Below are 15631 nucleotides of genomic sequence, written 5' to 3'. Positions count from 1 at the left end.
TGACGCGCTTCGATCGGATGATCTTATGAGGATACTCGCGATCTCCGGCAGCTTGCGTGCGGCCTCGAGCAACACCGCGGTGCTGCGCGCCGCGGCACGTCTTGCACCCAGAGGCGTCGACATCGTGCTGTTCGACGGCATCGCCAGACTGCCGTTCTTCAACCCCGATCTCGACGGCGACCTGCTTCCCGCGCCGGTCGCGGCGTTTCGGACCGAGATCGGGGAAGCTGATGGGATCGTGATTTCCAGTCCGGAATATGCGCGCGGTGTCGCCGGCGTGCTGAAGAACGCGCTGGACTGGCTGGTCGGCAGCTTCGAGTTTCCGGACAAGCCGGTGGCGCTGATCAATACATCCCCGCGTGCGATCCATGCGCTGGCCGCGCTGACGCTGACGCTCGAGACGATGTCGGCCCGGCTGGTCAAGGACGAATCGATTACCTTGCCTTTGCTAGGGACGGCGAACGATGCAGCCTCCATCCTTGCCGACAACGCGCTCGCCGACCCGCTCCGGGATGCGATCGCCCGCTTCGCCGCCGCGATCTCCCGATACCAGGCCGACGCATGAGGTCGGGCCGCTCCATTTCGATGCGCGCGCGGCGAATAGTTGCGATGAAGCGGCATCGATATATGTCGTCATTGTGAGCGAAGCGACTTGTCCGCGATAACCCGAAGGGCCACGGCGGAAGCAATCCAGAGCCCGGAAAACGGTCTAGATTGCTTCGTCGCTTCGCTCCTCGCAATGACGGCACCCATGACCAGCACATAGATGGGCAAAGCGTCGGCGTGCCCACTGCGCGTGGTTCGATTGCTACCTCGCGCCGCGCACGGAGGGCTCGCGGCATTTTCGATTCACATCTCAAACAGCGCGAGGACATGCGATCGCGATCTCGCGGCACGATCGGCCCGAGCTCTGCTAGCGAACCGCCCTCTGAACTCGATGAGGGCGCAGGGAAGGCCGGGCGCCGGCTGGCGCCCGCGGCCCGCCTGCAACAAAAAAATGCAGGCGGCAGGTACCACAGGCTCAGCCGAGACGACCCGGCCTTCCCTGCGCGATGGTTTTAACAGCTGCTTCGCGTTCTCCCTGGTGCGCCGGGCTTGTTGGCCACCATCACGAGCGTGACGCGCTCAGGCATCATCACCCGCTTGATACCAGCATCGGGGTATCAGGACGACGCGACTTGACCGTGCATGCCTCGCTGTTCGTCCGCATGATGGAACCATGCTGCAGCAAGACACACCCATCGCATCCCACTGCCAACGGTCCGTGACGTTCGCGAAACGCCCCTCATGCAGCGGCGGGACATGCGAGAATCTCTGCCTGATTTGCCCGACGGCGCAACGTCATCGGCCTGCGACAAAGTAACCCGACGGGCAATTCGCGCATGGGACGCATGCGTCTCGTCGCCAACATATCACCGACGCGATCCAGTATTCGGCCGCGGCTTGCTCAATTGCACTCAGAGCAATTTAGACAATGACCTCGCGCGAGGAGACCAGATAGAAACCGGCATCAGCCCTTCTCTTCGAGCTACCGATGCCGCACACCTCGTCTCTGCTCGCTTTCGCCCTCGTCTCGTTCGGAATGGTGCTGACACCCGGGCCGAACATGCTCTACCTGGTCTCGCGCTCGATCACGCAGGGACGCACGGCCGGAATCATCTCGCTCGGCGGCGTCGCGCTCGGCTTCGTGGTCTACATGTTGTCGGCGGCGTTCGGCATCACCGCCCTTCTGCTTGCGGTACCCTTCGCTTATGACGCACTGCGGCTCGCCGGTGCCGCCTATCTGCTCTACCTCGCCTGGCAGGCGGTGAAGCCGGGCGGACGCTCGCCGTTTCAGGTAAAGAAGCTCGCGGTCGACAGCCCGCGCAAGCTGTTCGTGATGGGCTTCGTCACCAATCTTTTGAACCCGAAGATCGCAATGCTGTATCTGGCGCTACTGCCGCAGTTCATCGACCCCGCGGCAGGCAGCCTGCTGACGCAGTCGGTGGCGCTGGGCGCGATCCAGATCGCGATCAGCGTCAGCGTAAACGCCCTCATTGCGATGGCGGCCGGCACCATCGCGCTGTTTCTCGCGACGCGACCGAGCTGGGCGCTCGTGCAGCGCTATCTGATGGGCACGGTGCTGGCGGGGATGGCGGTGCGGATCGCGGTCGAGGCGCGGCGGGGGTGAGTACTCCCACCCCGCCGACCGGAATGACCACAAGGCGGACAAGTGCCCCGGCGTCCATTCGCCGCCCGATTGCACTCATCCGCTATTCGGCATAGGCGCCGCGATAGCGCCCCGCGCGGATGCTGGCCATGATCTCCGCTTCGCGCTGCTCCTGGCCGCGCACGGCCTCCAGCAGCTCAGAGGCGATCGCCGGCGCGAAAGCAACGACACCGTCGGCGTCCGCGACCACCACGTCTCCGGGCGCGACGATCATGCCGCCAATCGACACCGGCACGTTGATCGCGCCAGGACCATTCTTGTAAGGGCCGCGGTGATTGACTGCACGTGCGAACACTGGGAAGTCGGAGTTCATGAGCACGCTGGAATCCCTGACGGCGCCATCGACGATGATTCCGGCCGCGCCACGTTGCCTGGCGATGGCAGCGATGATCTCGCCGACCAATGCGCGCGTCTCGTCGCCCCCGCCATTGACGACGATGACATCGCCGGGCTTTACGAGATCGAGCGCCCGATGAATGAAGAGGTTGTCTCCCGGCGCCGTGTTCACGGTCAGCGCAACCCCGGCCATGGGCGAGCCCGCATAGAACGGCCGCAAGTTCGTCGCACCGGGCAACCGCTGCAGATTGTCGCTAATCACGGCCGTGGCGACAGTCTTGAATGCGGCTATGATTGCGGGATCGATCGGCGCACCAGCTTGCAGTTCGCCGTGTTCCATCCTCGCTGATCGCTCTCTCGCACCGTCCATGGGGCTCTCCCGCACCATCGCGACACCGCATATGAAGATGTCGCTCCTTTGAATGGCATGGTTCGACTGTGTAGGACTCGCCATGAATTCGAAAAACAGATAAATAGAGATATTAACCCATCTCTTTTTCGCATGTCGCATGGTCACTCTAAAACAGCTTGAGGCCTTGAACTGGATCGCGGAACTCGGCACGTTCGAGCGCGCGGCCGCAAAGCTCAACACGACGCAATCGGCCATCTCGAAGCGCATCCAGGAGCTCGAGGCCTCCGCACGCGTTCCGCTGTTCGACCGCAGCCAGCGCGGCGCTCGCCTGACTGAGAGGGGCGAGCAGATCCTTGCCCTGGGCCGGCAGATGCTGGCGTTGCAGGATCAGATCCTGGAGCTGAAGGACGGACGGCAGGCACCGGCCCACCGTCTCCGCCTCGGCGCAACAGAACTGTCGGCGCTGACATGGCTGCCGCGTCTCGTATCGGCTATTCGCGAAGCTCATCCGGCCGTGATGATCGAGCCCGAGGTGGACACCAGCCGCAGCCTGTACGATCGGCTCATCGAAGGCAGCATCGACCTTATCGTGATCCCGGATGTGTTTTCGGATCCGGAGGTGACATCGGTCAGGCTGGCCGAAGTCCAGAACGTCTGGACGGCGCGCCCCGGCCTGGTCCAATCGCGTCGGGCTCTCGGATTCAACGAGCTCGGCGACCATACGATCCTGATGCAGGGCCGCCGCTCAGGCTCCGGCCTCTTCTTCAACAAATGGCTCACAGCGAACGGCGTCTCCTTCAAGCGCGCGATTTCAGTCGACAATCTGACTGCCCTGGTCGGACTCGCCGTGGCCGGCCTCGGCATCAGCTATCTACCGCAACGCTGTTTCCGTCCCCTCTTCGAGGAGAGAAAGCTCGCCATCGTGCCCGTTAAGCCGGCGCTGCCCGCAGTGCCCTATGCGGCCATGTATCGCAACGACAGGCCCTCGGCCTTCACGGCCGCCGTAGCCCAGCTGGCACGCAGGACCTGCGACTTCGGTCGCCAGCTCCAGGGCTAGCGCGGTGCCTGCGCCGACGGAAGCCTGCCGCGCCCAATGATCTCCTTTTGGAATGAGACGTGAAGCGTTTTTATCCCTTTTCATCGTTGCATGCCAAAGCGAGGCTGTCATCGGGCACGTGCGGCACCTGCGGCGTGCGAGTAGGATTGGTGCGAGGAGAGGCTTCAATGCGCATATGGGGATTTTTGCTGACGGCAGCGCTCGCCGCAAACGCCGTTAGCGCCGAGGAACTGACGGGCACGCTGCAGAAGATCAAGGAGAGCAACAAGATTTCGATCGGTTTCCAGGAGTCGTCGGTGCCGTTCAGCTACCTGGACGGCAACCAGAAGCCGGTCGGTTATGCGCTCGATATCTGCGCGCGGATCGCGGACGCCGTGAAGAAGGAGCTTGGGCTGCCCAACCTCACGATCGAAACCGTTCCGGTGACGTCGTCCAACCGCATTCCGCTGATGACGAACGGCACGATCGACCTGCTGTGCGCATCCACCACCAACAACGCCGAACGCCAGAAGCTCGTGGCGTTTGCCAACACGCACTTTCTCAGCGCCACGCGCTTTGCAGCCAAGAAGTCGCTGTCGATCGAGACGATTGACGACCTGAAAGGCAAGACGGCCGTCGCGATTGCCGGATCGACCAACATCGCACAGCTGCACAAGGTCAATTTGGAGCGCAAGCTCGGCATCAACATCGTTCCGGCCAAGGACCAGGCCGAGGCATTCCTCATGCTGGAGACCGACCGCGCGCAGGCCTATGTGCTTGACGACGTCCAGCTCGCGGTCGCGATCGCGCGGTCCAAGGACCCGGCGGCGTACATGATCAGCAACGACTCCTTCTCGAAGCCGGAGCCTTACGGCATCATGTTCCGCAAGGACGATGCGCCGTTCAAGGCTCTTGCCGACCGTGTCACTGCCGAGATCTATCAGAGCTCGGACATCGAAGCGCTCTACAGGAAGTGGTTCGAATCGCCGGTTCCGCCGACCGGGATCAATTTCAACTATCCGATGCCGGCCGCGTTGCGAGCCGCATTCAAGACGCCCAGCAGCAGCCCCGATCCGGACACCTACGTGCAGAACTGAGGCCGGGACATTCTTCGTCCTAAACCGAAGCCTTCGTCGTCCGGCCCCCTCTCTGGCCCTCCCCCGCAAGCGCAGGGCCATCGCATATAAGGAAGAAGCTGGGGCGGCCGGTCTTTTCGCGGCCATCCTTCGAGACGACCGCCTTCGGCGGTCCCTCAGGATGAGGGCCTTTTCTGCGGTGAAATCCTAAACCCTCATGGTGAGGAGGCGCGTAGCGCCGTCTCGAACCATGAGGCCCCAGTACGATCACCGCCGTCCGAATCCAAATGCGATCGTCGGCCCCGCAAGCGGGAGAGGGAGCAAGCACACGCGGATGCGGCGGTCGAGCCTGCCTCCGCGGAGGACGCGCCAATCGCCCGTCAATCCAGCTTCGCCTCCATCCCTCGCGTCACGGCCGGCCGGGCCATCAGCGTCTCGTACCAGCGCTTGACGTTGGGAAAGTCGGTGAGGTCGACCTTGTGGCGGGGATGGCGCCAGGCCCAGCCGAGAATGGCGAAATCGGCCACCGACAGCGCCCCCGCAACGAACTCATGCGCGGCCAGCCGGCGGTCCAGCACCCCATAGAGCCGGCGCGTCTCGGCCATGTAGCGCTTCAGCCCATAGGCGCGGTCCTGCTCGTTGTCGAGCGCGATAAAATGGTGCACCTGGCCCGGCATCGGGCCGAAGCCGCCCATCTGCCACATCAGCCATTCATAGACCGGGATCCGGTCCGCCAGCGATTTCGGCAGGAACTTGCCGGTCTTCTCGCCGAGATAGAGCAGGATCGCGCCGGATTCGAAGATCGACACCGGCTTGCCCTCGGGCCCCTCGGGATCGACGATCGCCGGGATCTTGTTGTTCGGGCTGATGGCGAGGAAGGCGGGCGCCATCTGCTCACCCTTGGTGATGTCGACCGGAACGACCTTGTAGGACAGGCCCATCTCCTCCAGGGCGACCGAGATCTTGCGGCCGTTCGGCGTGTTCCAGGTGTAAAGCTCGATGGTCATCCGCGCCTCTTCAGCTCTTGTTCAGGCGCTGTCTGTAGCATCGGAGGTCTCGGCGGCCAAAGCGCCCCACCGCCTGTGCGAAGCCGGCCGGCGCCGCCTCGCCGCTGTTGACGGGCTGGCTCGTCCGGTGGCATGAGCGCCGGGCCGCTGATAATTGCCAACCCCTGCCAAGCCAAACGGGGATCGATGACCGTGTCCAAATCCGCCTCCCGCGCCCGCCTCTTCGAGATCATTCGCAGGCGCTCGTTCGGCCGTGGCGAAGTCACGCTGGCCTCGGGCCGCAAGAGCGATTTCTATTTCAACCTGAAGCCGACCATGATGGACCCGGAGGGAGCCACGCTGCTTGCCGAGCTCACCTATGAGGCGCTGAAGGACGAGCACTTCGACTATATCGGCGGGCTCGAGATGGGCGCGGTGCCCCTCGCCGGCGCCATCGCGCAGATCTCCTGGATCAAGGGCCATCCGATCGCGGCCTTTTTCGTGCGCAAGAAGCCGAAGGAGCATGGCGCGCGGCTCGCCATCGAGGGGCTCGCCAAGGACGAGACCCTGGCCGGCAAGCGCATCGTCGTGGTTGAGGACGTCACCACCACCGGCGGCTCGGCCATGAAGGCGGTGGAAGCCCTGCGCGAGGCCGGCGCCGACGTGGCGCTGGTGTTCACCATGGTGGATCGTGAGGAGGGCGCGGCGGAAACCTTCGAACAGGCCGGCCTGCCGTTCCGCGCGCTGTACAAGGCCAGCGAGTTCCTCTCGGCCTAGTGGTCCGATGCCGACCAAGAGTGCGCGGATGAGCCGATCACGACTTCAAATCCGCCGGGCGAGCAGCAACGCATACCGCTCATTTACCATCCTCCGTTAAGGTTACCGCAAAGCTGACAGGCCGCGCCACAAGGATGGCGTGTTTGAGGTCTCATGATCTCGGGCAGCGGCGCGCCTGGATTGTGGCTGTTGCGGATGGGAGTGGGCGTTGCGTAACGAATTCTCGTCTTTGCACCCGTGGCGGCGGCACATCATGCCGATCGTCGCGCTGGCGCTGGCCGGATCGATCGCCATGATGCCGCAGCGAGCAGCAGCCGAGAACCTGTTCGATTTCCTGTTCGGCGGTTTCACCAAGCCGCAGCGACAGCAACAGGGAAATGGCTTCGACCCCTTCGGCAACAATCCGCAAGCCCAGCCGCAGCCGCGCACGGCGGCCTCCGGCTCGGGACCCGCCTTCTGCGTGCGGACCTGCGATGGACGCTATTTTCCGCTGATGCGCGGCCTCGCCTCGCCGGCGCAGATGTGCCAGGCCTTCTGCCCAGCCAGTGCAACCAAGGTCTATTTCGGCTCCAGCATCGATTACGCCGCGGCGGCGAACGGCGAGCGCTATGCGGACAGCGAGAATGCCTTCGCTTATCGCAAGGCGCTCCGCGCGGACTGCACCTGCAACGGCCGCGATCCCGCCGGCCTCGCGCCGGTCGATCTGGCGCTCGACAATTCGCTGCGTCCGGGCGATGTCGTCGCCACCACCGAGGGATTGGTTGCCTATACCGGACCGCGCGGCGGCACGGCACAAGCTGCCGACTTCACGCCGGTGGCATCCTATCCGGGATTGACGAACGAGGTCCGCGCCCGCCTGACCGAGCTGAAGGTCGCGCCGGTGCGTGCTGACATAGCAGCGACCGACCCGGCATCTGCCGATATCACCGCCAGCGTGGCGCCGCCTTTGAGTATCGCGCCGAAAGCCGTGCCCGGCCGCGACAAGCGCGCGGAAATGGACTGATCGGTCAGCGCTCGCGCAGGGCGCAATGCCGCGCAAGGACTTGCCGGCTCACCGCCCCACGATCACGCCGATCACGTTCGGCGCGGTGAGATATTTCTCCTCGATCGCAACCCGCGCCGCGGCGCGGTTCTCCGGCGTCAACAGGCCGCGCTTCTCGGCCAGGATCATCCAGCAAAATCCCCACCAGTCGGTCAGCATGCCGTCGTCATCGACGAGGTCATAACCCTGCTCGGCGGCAAAGATGCGCGCCCGCGCCTCGTCCAGCCCATCGAGGAAGGTGTGATCGGTGGCGGAGAACAGATCGTCGGAAATGTCGTCGGTCGTATAGCCCCAGATCGACAGGCAGACTGCATTGAACTCGCGGTCGATCTGGTCGTCATCGACCGGGCGGCGACGCGCCGTCCGGTGCAGCCGCGACAAGGTCCGGGCGAAATCGGCAATGCGGGTGAGAGCCAGGGGATCGAAGGCGATACTGGACATGGTGTCCTCGCTGGATGCGCGGATGAGGTGTGATGGCGCCGGGGGCACCGAATCAAAGCGTCTACAGCTCCTATCACAGATGTTCTTAATTTGTTCTTGCGCACTTGTGAAGAGCTGATTTATCGTCGTCCTGGCGAAAGCCAAGCGCAGGAAACGAGCTATCGGGCCTGTTGCCCAGCTGGCCGCGCTTATGAGTTTGCAGCGCGACTTCACGGATGGCAGAGGTCCTGCGAGCGCTGCGCCACGTAGGCCGTCCGCACATCTGACCTGAAGCCGCAGCTCTCGTAGAAGCGGCGCACGCGCGGGTCGGTTCGGCCGCTTTGCAGCAGCACATGATGGCAGTCCTGCCGCCACGCTTCGTCCAGAGCCGCAGCAACCACGGCGTGGCCGTGACCACGGCCGCGATGCTCGGGATGCGTTACGACATTTTCGAGAAACCCGTGCTGGCGGCCGGAGCGCAAGAGATTGGGCACGGTGATCAGCATGCAGGTTGCGACGACCGCTCCATCGATCTCCGAAACGAAAACCGCCACACCTTCGCGCGACAGGATCCGTTCCCACACATGAGCCGCACGCTCGCGTGGGCCAACAACGGCGCTGACCTCGGACGCCTGGAAAAGCGCAATCACGCCATCCAGGTCATCTGGCCGCGCCAACCTTGCTTCCGGCATCTGCTCCACTCCCCACCGTCGCTCACTGCAGTTTGATCACGCCGCGTCGTCAGTGCGCCCACCTATTGCGTCGCACGTTCGCGACATCATCGATTCCGCTCGGTTGCAACAGCAGGAACTCGGCCTGAACCTTGCATAACTTGTCAGCATTCCCACTGCCCCGGACCGCTCCGGGTTTCCGAAGGCGGCGCATCCGTCGTATGCTCTTCACTGGACTGACATCAGCATCACAGGTTCCACGGTGACAAACCAACCGCCCCAGCGCAGCTTTGTAAGCACCGGCCAGCCCGTCGACGAACTGGCGGTGGCGGAGATCAAGAGCGACATCCTGGCCAAGCTGCGCCTTGCGATCGGCAAGGAGGCGAGCCAGGCGACCCAGCACGACTGGTACTACGCCGCGGCGCTGACATTGCGCGACCGCATCGTGCACCGCTGGCTGACCGCCGACAAGGAGAGCTACGACGCCGGCCGCAAGCGGGTCTATTATCTCAGCCTCGAGTTCCTGATCGGCCGGCTCTTCACCGACGCGCTCAACAATATGGGCCTGATGAAGGTGTTCGAGACCGCGCTCGGCGATCTCGGCGTCGGCCTCTCCGATCTTCGCAAATCCGAACCGGATGCCGCGCTGGGCAATGGCGGCCTCGGCCGGCTCGCCGCCTGCTTCATGGAGAGCATGTCGACCCTGCAGATCCCGGCGATCGGCTACGGCATCCGCTATGATTACGGCCTGTTCCGGCAAGTCATCGTCGACGGCTGGCAGCAGGAATATCCGGACGTGTGGCTCTCGTTCGGTAACCCTTGGGAGTTCCAGCGGCCGGAGATCGTCTACCACGTCCATTTCGGCGGCGGTGTCGAGCATGTGGATGAGAAGGGGGGGCGCGACCGCGCCATCTGGCATCCCGGCGAGACGGTCCAGGCGGTGGCCTATGACACGCCGATCGTCGGCTGGCGCGGCCATCACGTGAATGCGCTCAGGCTGTGGTCCGCGCGCTCGCCCGATCCGCTCAAACTCGACGTCTTCAACGCCGGCGATTATCTCGGCGCCTCCGCCGAGGAAGCGCGCGCCGAGGCGATCTGCAAGTTCCTGTATCCGAACGACGAGAGTCCTGCGGGACGCGAGCTCAGGCTGCGGCAGGAATATTTCTTCGTGTCCGCCTCGCTGCAGGATCTCGTCAAGCGGCATCTCGCGTCCGACGGCCACCTCCGCAGCCTGCCGCAGAAGGCCGCGGTGCAACTCAACGATACGCATCCCTCGCTCGCGGTGGCCGAGCTGATGCGCATCCTGGTCGATCTGCACAATTTCCGCTGGGACGAGGCCTGGAAGATCACGGTCGCCACCCTGTCCTACACCAACCACACGCTGCTGCCGGAGGCGCTCGAAACCTGGCCGGTCGAGCTGTTCGAACGGCTGTTGCCGCGGCATCTCGAAATCATCTACCGCATCAATGCGCAACATCTGGCGCTCGCAGAGGAGCGCGCGCCCGGCGATATCGATTACCGCGCCTCAGTCTCGCTGATCGACGAGAAGAGCGGCCGCCGCGTGCGCATGGGCCAGCTCGCCTTCGTCGGCTCGCACCGGATCAACGGCGTCTCGGCGATGCACTCCGACCTGATGAAGGAGACCGTGTTCCACGATCTCAACCATCTCTATCCCGGCCGCATCACCAACAAGACCAACGGCATCACCTTCCGTCGGTGGTTGATGCTGGCCAATCCGAAGCTGACCGATCTGCTCCGCGAATCCTGCGGCGACGCCGTCGTCGATGATCCCACGCTGCTCGCAGGGCTCGAGGACTATGTCAGCGACAGCGGCTTCCACCAGAAATTCCGCGCGGTGAAGCATCACAACAAGATCCAGCTGGCGCGGCTGGTCGGGGAGCGCATGAACGTCCGGCTCGATCCGGCCGCGCTGTTCGACGTGCAGATCAAGCGCATCCACGAATACAAGCGCCAGCTGCTCAACATTCTGGAGGCGATCGCGCTCTATCAGGCGATGAAGGACGAGCCGCAGCGCGACTGGGTGCCGCGGGTAAAGATCTTCGCCGGCAAGGCCGCGGCCAGCTATCGCTATGCCAAGCTCGTCATCAAGCTGATCAACGACGTTGCCGAGGTCGTCAACAACGATCCGGCCATCGGCGGCCGGCTCAAGATCGTGTTCCTCGCCGACTACAATGTCAGCCTGGCGGAATCCATCATTCCCGCCGCCGACCTCTCGGAGCAGATCTCGACGGCCGGCATGGAGGCCTCCGGCACCGGCAACATGAAACTCGCGCTGAACGGCGCCATCACCATCGGCACGCTGGACGGCGCCAATATCGAAATTCGCGACAATGTCGGCGCGGAGAACATCGCGATCTTCGGCATGGAGGCGATGGAAGTGGTGGCACGGCGGCAGCAGGGGCTCGATGCCAGCGACATCATCCAGCGCTCGCCGCGGCTTGCGCGCGCGATCAATGCAATCGGATCAGGTGAGTTCTCGCCCGATGACCTATCCCGGTTCCAGCCGATCGCGCACGCGCTGCGCCATCTCGACCACTACATGGTCTCAGCCGATTTCGATTCCTATTACGAGGCGCAGCGCGGCATCGACGCGCGCTGGCAGGTGATGCCGGCCTGGACGCGCGCCTCGATCCTCAACGTCGCACGGATGGCGTGGTTCTCCTCCGACCGCACCATCCGCGAATATGCCGACGATATCTGGAACGTGCCGGTGGGGCCGATCGGGGCGATCGAGCCGCAGGCTCAGCGGGGCTGACAGCTCACACAGAGCACGGCGCGCATGCCGGCAATGACGTCGGACGTCATTGCCTTTGACATGATGCTCATCATACGATGAGCGTCAGAGAGAAACGCATGCCCGGCACAATGATGGACCACCTCTTCGACCAGGCCACCCGCGTCACCGCCGGTGATAGCCGCTGGCAGGGCAGGACCTGCCCGGATTACTGGGCCTTTGTCGGCCCGTTCGGCGGCGTCACCGCGGCCACCGTCTTGCGCGCGCTGATCGAGCATCCGCACGCTGCGGGAGATCCGCTGGCGCTGACGGTGAATTATTGCGCGCCGATCGCGGAAGGCCCGTTCGATCTCGACGTCCGTCTGGTCAAGGCCAACCGCTCCTCGCAGCATTGGTATGTCGAACTGAGCCAGGGCGATGCCGATCCGGCCACCGTCGCCACCGCTGTGTTTGCCGAGCGTCGCCCGTCCTGGTCGCACCAGCCGGCGCAAAGGCCGGACGCCCCGCCTTTCGATCAGGTGAAGCGGCATGCCGATACAGGAATGTCGTGGACCCGGCAGTATGATTTTCGCTTCGTCGAGGGCCAGCCCGATCTCGCTGGCGGCGCCAAGGCAGAGCCGCAGAGCGCCTATTCCAAGCTCTGGATCTCCGACCGCAAGCCGCGCAGGCTCGACATGCTGTCGCTCATGTCGATGTCGGACGCGTTCTTCGGCCGCGTCTTCCACGCGCGCGGCGAATTGGTGCCGTTCGGCACGGTATCGCTGACGACCTATTTCCATGTCGGCCGCGACGACCTCGCGGCCGAAGACATCACCCATGTGCTCGCGGTCGCCGACGCCAAGGTCTTCAACAGAAGCTATCAGGACCAGCACGGCGAATTGTGGTCGCCGTCGGGACGCCTGCTCGCGACCACGACACAGATCGCCTATTTCAAGGCGTGAGGCCACCACGCCTCGGCGCGCTCGGCGTCGTCCCGGCGAAGCTCATAAACACCGCATCGCGTTTGCGTCGAGAAAGACGCCGCCCCTACAACTGTCATCGCCCGGCTTGACCGGGCGATCCAGTATTTCAGAACAGGGCGACGAACTACTCCGCTGCCAGCTTCAGATCCGGCGCCGCCGCGCGGACCTCGGCGTCGACCTGGGCCTCGAACTTGGCAAAGTTCTTCTGGAACATGCCGACCAGCGCACGCGCGGTCTCATCGAACTCGGCCTTGTCCCTCCAGGTGTTGACGGGATCGAGGATCTCGCTGGGCACGCCCGGCAGCGCGGTCGGCACCGCAAAGCCGAAATACCTGTCGGTGCGGAATTCGACATTGCGCAGCGAACCATCGAGCGCCGCCGTCAGCAGCGCGCGCGTCACCTTGATCGGCATGCGGCTGCCGACGCCATATTTGCCGCCGGTCCAGCCGGTGTTGACCAGCCAGCAGTCGACATTGTGCTCGGCGATCAGCTGCCGCAGCATGTTGCCGTAGACTGACGGATCGAGCGGCAGGAACGGCGAGCCGAAGCAGGTCGAGAATTCCGGCTGCGGCTCTTTGCCGAGCCCGCGCTCGGTGCCCGCGACCTTGGCGGTGTAGCCGGACAGGAAGTGGTACATCGCCTGGGCCGGCGAAAGCTTGGCGATCGGCGGCAGCACGCCGAAGGCATCGGCGGCCAGCATCACCACGTTCTTCGGATGCGGCGCGCGTCCGGTGCGCGAGGCGTTGGGAATGAAATCCAACGGATAGGCAGAGCGCGTGTTCTCGGTCTTGGAGCCGTCGTTGAAGTCGACCTCGCGGCTGTCCTCATCGAGCACGACGTTCTCGAGCACCGCACCGAAGCGCTTGCTTGCGGCGTAGATCTGCGGCTCGGCCTCCTTGGACAGCTTGATGCACTTGGCATAGCAGCCGCCCTCAAAGTTGAACACGCCGTCGCCGCCCCAGCCGTGCTCGTCGTCGCCGATCAGCGTGCGGTTCGGATCGGCCGAGAGCGTGGTCTTGCCGGTACCGGAGAGACCGAAGAAGACCGCAGTGTCGCCGTTCGGCCCGACATTGGCCGAGCAATGCATCGGCATCACACCCTTTTCCGGCAGATAATAGTTCAGCGTGGTGAACACGCTCTTCTTCATCTCGCCCGCATAATAAGACCCGCCGATCAGGACGATCTTGCGGGCGAAATCGATCGCAACGACGTTCTCCGAGCGCACGCCGTGACGTTTCGGGTCCGCGCGGAAGCTCGGCATGTCGATGATGGTGAGCTCCGGCACGAAGGTGTCGAGCTCGATCCGTTCAGGGCGGATCAGGAGCGTGCGGATGAACAGCGAGTGCCAGGCGAGCTCGGTGAAGACACGCGTCTTGATCCGAAAGCTCGGATCGGCGCCGCCATAGAGATCCTGCGCGAACAGCCGCTTGCCTTCGGCGTGCTTGAGGAAATCCTGATAGAGCGTTTCGAACTGCTCCGAAGTGATCGACTGATTGCCCGCCCACCACATCTTCTTGTCGGTGGAAGCATCGCGGACCGTGAACTTGTCCTTGGGGCTGCGCCCGGTGAATTCGCCGGTGTCCGCGCACAAGGCACCATCCGCGGACAGCACCGCTTCGCCCGCCGCGAGCGAATATTGGTAGAGCTGCGGCGCACCGAGATTCCAATGCACCTGCTTCAGATTCTTCAAGCCGAACTTATCAGCACCGAAGGCGCCGTTGCGAATACCCGTCTCTTGCACGAAAGTCCCCTCCTGAGAGTCCGCGTCTATACTGCGCGATCGATTGAAAGCGCTTGTTGCGCGTTGACCGTTACCGTTACGCATTGCCTGTCATGGCTCGGGCTTGGACCTAATACTGACCAACGCCGGGCTTGCCAAGACGATCCGCGCCAATTGCTTATTGCACCGCTGCCGGCCTGATGCACATCAACAAGTGTTAGGCGCAGTGACAAAGCGACGCGATGCGGAACAGCCGATGCTGCGTCGCAGTAATCATCATACTAATGAGCTGGACCCGGCCGCCATCGCTTGCGCGACGCGCAACAGCGCGCGACCCTTGCCGGCGCGGCTGTCGCGACCATCCCGACCGCACATTGTTCTCGTCTGCGGACGCTCAAGTCGCGACTAACGACGGCAGCGTTCAAGCAAGCCGCTTTGCGCGCGCCTCCTCGGCCAGCCTCACAAGCATCTTGCGCAACTCGCCGGGCGAGGTCACGCGCTCCGGAAAATCCAGCCGCAGCACCTTGCCATCAGCTGCGAGATCGAGGCCCTCGGGATCGCATCCCGTGCAGCGCCAGTCGGCCTGTTCGGCTCCGAGCAGCCGAGTGGCGTAAAGGCCGAGCGCCTCGCGGTGATCGGCGTTCATGTGGTCGACGGCGCCCTGTTCTGCTTCGAGCAAACCGGCAGCATCCGACGTGTCGGTCAGGAATTGCGCCGGCTTCAGATCAAGGATGCGCCCGAATCCGGCCACCAGGTGCAGTCCCGACGGGCGAATCAGAAAAAACGAGAAATCAGCAAAATCGGCATAATTTTCTGCCGACGGGTGAGCATTCAGATACCGTCTTCGCAAGGTATCACGTTGCTCGGCGCCGACCTGTTCCGCGCGACCCAGCAGCATGATCCGCGCGCCCTCCAGCGGGTCGCCCGGCGCGCGCTCGTCCAGCATCAGCGAGACCCGCGGATCGGCCAAGACGTTCTTGGTGTGCACGGCGAGCCTTGAAATCAAGAGGATCGGCGAGCCATCAGGCGAGCTCGCGACGTTCACGAGCGAGCAATAGGGATCGCCGGAGTCGAGCATCAACGTCGCCAATGCCCCCTGCCGGCTCCGGCGCAGTAGCGATTTGGCAAGGTGGGACGGATTAAAATCAGAAGTCGGTTGCATGGTTATCTCTCGCCCATCCTGTTGCAATGAGGGTGTTTTTTCGGCTAAAGGGGCCTTGTTTCGGACTGCGACGCGCGCTTCGTCACGCGTTTTGTGGAACTCGGTCACACTTCAGCCCAGCTTGCAT

At 63.7% G+C, this 15631-nt stretch carries 14 protein-coding genes; 8 read left to right on the top strand and 6 right to left on the bottom strand.

Annotated features, from left to right (window positions below; all coding sequences use genetic code 11):
• Positions 1–25 precede the first annotated feature (25 nt).
• Together QX034_RS14585 and QX034_RS14580 are read left to right on the top strand one after the other, a co-directional pair.
• Complete coding sequence (locus QX034_RS14585; protein WP_316190689.1) at positions 26–565, top strand: NADPH-dependent FMN reductase; 540 nt, start codon at positions 26–28, stop codon at positions 563–565.
• Between the two features lie 969 nt (positions 566–1534).
• Positions 1535–2170 (top strand): LysE family translocator, encoded by a 636-nt coding sequence (locus QX034_RS14580; protein ID WP_315728022.1) that lies wholly within the window; start codon positions 1535–1537, stop codon positions 2168–2170.
• Between the two features lie 82 nt (positions 2171–2252).
• Here QX034_RS14580 and QX034_RS14575 read toward each other — a convergent pair whose 3' ends face one another.
• On the bottom strand, positions 2253–2885 hold the full coding sequence (locus QX034_RS14575; RefSeq protein WP_315742710.1) for an RraA family protein: 633 nt from the start codon (positions 2883–2885) through the stop codon (positions 2253–2255).
• Between the two features lie 196 nt (positions 2886–3081).
• Between QX034_RS14575 and QX034_RS14570 the strand changes: the two genes are divergently transcribed.
• Together QX034_RS14570 and QX034_RS14565 are read left to right on the top strand one after the other, a co-directional pair.
• The gene (locus QX034_RS14570) at positions 3082–3954 is read left to right on the top strand and encodes a LysR family transcriptional regulator (protein WP_315742702.1); all 873 of its coding nucleotides are present in this window, start codon (positions 3082–3084) and stop codon (positions 3952–3954) included.
• 167 nt (positions 3955–4121) lie between these two features.
• A complete protein-coding gene (locus QX034_RS14565) occupies positions 4122–5030 on the top strand; it encodes an amino acid ABC transporter substrate-binding protein (protein ID WP_315742700.1) in 909 nt (302 codons plus the stop codon).
• A gap of 359 nt (positions 5031–5389) precedes the next feature.
• Here the strand turns inward: QX034_RS14565 and QX034_RS14560 are convergent, their stop codons facing one another.
• A complete protein-coding gene (locus QX034_RS14560; protein ID WP_316195506.1) occupies positions 5390–6016 on the bottom strand; it encodes a glutathione S-transferase family protein in 627 nt (208 codons plus the stop codon).
• Positions 6017–6208: 192 nt separating this feature from the next.
• Between QX034_RS14560 and pyrE the strand changes: the two genes are divergently transcribed.
• Both pyrE and QX034_RS14550 read left to right on the top strand, forming a co-directional pair.
• Positions 6209–6772: an orotate phosphoribosyltransferase gene (gene pyrE / locus QX034_RS14555; RefSeq protein ID WP_315742695.1), complete on the top strand. Its 564-nt coding sequence runs from the start codon at positions 6209–6211 to the stop codon at positions 6770–6772.
• 253 nt (positions 6773–7025) lie between these two features.
• Positions 7026–7775, top strand: a complete 750-nt coding sequence (locus QX034_RS14550) for a DUF2865 domain-containing protein (protein ID WP_315703115.1) — start codon at positions 7026–7028, stop codon at positions 7773–7775.
• A gap of 48 nt (positions 7776–7823) precedes the next feature.
• Here QX034_RS14550 and QX034_RS14545 read toward each other — a convergent pair whose 3' ends face one another.
• Both QX034_RS14545 and QX034_RS14540 read right to left on the bottom strand, forming a co-directional pair.
• Positions 7824–8255 carry a hypothetical protein gene (locus tag QX034_RS14545; RefSeq protein WP_315701922.1) on the bottom strand — a complete coding sequence of 144 codons (432 nt, stop codon included), beginning with the start codon at positions 8253–8255 and terminating at the stop codon, positions 7824–7826.
• A 209-nt stretch (positions 8256–8464) separates the two neighbouring features.
• Positions 8465–8926 (bottom strand): GNAT family N-acetyltransferase, encoded by a 462-nt coding sequence (locus QX034_RS14540; RefSeq protein ID WP_315701923.1) that lies wholly within the window; start codon positions 8924–8926, stop codon positions 8465–8467.
• A gap of 241 nt (positions 8927–9167) precedes the next feature.
• On the opposite strand from QX034_RS14540, the gene QX034_RS14535 reads away from it, so the two are divergent.
• Positions 9168–11681, top strand: coding sequence for a glycogen/starch/alpha-glucan phosphorylase (locus QX034_RS14535; RefSeq protein ID WP_315701924.1), 2514 nt, complete (start codon positions 9168–9170; stop codon positions 11679–11681).
• A 98-nt stretch (positions 11682–11779) separates the two neighbouring features.
• Positions 11780–12601 carry a thioesterase family protein gene (locus QX034_RS14530; RefSeq protein WP_315701925.1) on the top strand — a complete coding sequence of 274 codons (822 nt, stop codon included), beginning with the start codon at positions 11780–11782 and terminating at the stop codon, positions 12599–12601.
• A 145-nt stretch (positions 12602–12746) separates the two neighbouring features.
• Here QX034_RS14530 and QX034_RS14525 read toward each other — a convergent pair whose 3' ends face one another.
• On the bottom strand, positions 12747–14363 hold the full coding sequence (locus tag QX034_RS14525; RefSeq protein ID WP_315701926.1) for a phosphoenolpyruvate carboxykinase: 1617 nt from the start codon (positions 14361–14363) through the stop codon (positions 12747–12749).
• 400 nt (positions 14364–14763) lie between these two features.
• Positions 14764–15504 carry a HugZ family protein gene (locus tag QX034_RS14520; protein WP_315703116.1) on the bottom strand — a complete coding sequence of 247 codons (741 nt, stop codon included), beginning with the start codon at positions 15502–15504 and terminating at the stop codon, positions 14764–14766.
• Between the last annotated feature and the right edge of the window lie 127 nt (positions 15505–15631).

Source organism: Bradyrhizobium sp. SZCCHNR3119, assembly GCF_032487775.1.
In the GTDB taxonomy this organism is placed as follows: domain Bacteria; phylum Pseudomonadota; class Alphaproteobacteria; order Rhizobiales; family Xanthobacteraceae; genus Bradyrhizobium.
This window is presented reverse-complemented; position numbering and strand designations above follow the sequence as displayed.

Excerpts from the sequence above, each read along its gene's own strand:
- QX034_RS14585 (WP_316190689.1), top strand. The coding sequence starts at position 26 with ATGAGGATACTCGCGATCTCCGGCAGCTTGCGTGCGGCCTCGAGCAAC.
- QX034_RS14580 (WP_315728022.1), top strand. The coding sequence starts at position 1,535 with ATGCCGCACACCTCGTCTCTGCTCGCTTTCGCCCTCGTCTCGTTCGGA.
- QX034_RS14575 (WP_315742710.1), bottom strand. The coding sequence starts at position 2,885 with ATGGAACACGGCGAACTGCAAGCTGGTGCGCCGATCGATCCCGCAATC.
- QX034_RS14565 (WP_315742700.1), top strand. The coding sequence starts at position 4,122 with ATGCGCATATGGGGATTTTTGCTGACGGCAGCGCTCGCCGCAAACGCC.
- QX034_RS14560 (WP_316195506.1), bottom strand. The coding sequence starts at position 6,016 with ATGACCATCGAGCTTTACACCTGGAACACGCCGAACGGCCGCAAGATC.
- QX034_RS14550 (WP_315703115.1), top strand. The coding sequence starts at position 7,026 with ATGCCGATCGTCGCGCTGGCGCTGGCCGGATCGATCGCCATGATGCCG.
- QX034_RS14545 (WP_315701922.1), bottom strand. The coding sequence starts at position 8,255 with ATGTCCAGTATCGCCTTCGATCCCCTGGCTCTCACCCGCATTGCCGAT.
- QX034_RS14540 (WP_315701923.1), bottom strand. The coding sequence starts at position 8,926 with ATGCCGGAAGCAAGGTTGGCGCGGCCAGATGACCTGGATGGCGTGATT.
- QX034_RS14530 (WP_315701925.1), top strand. The coding sequence starts at position 11,780 with ATGCCCGGCACAATGATGGACCACCTCTTCGACCAGGCCACCCGCGTC.
- QX034_RS14520 (WP_315703116.1), bottom strand. The coding sequence starts at position 15,504 with ATGCAACCGACTTCTGATTTTAATCCGTCCCACCTTGCCAAATCGCTA.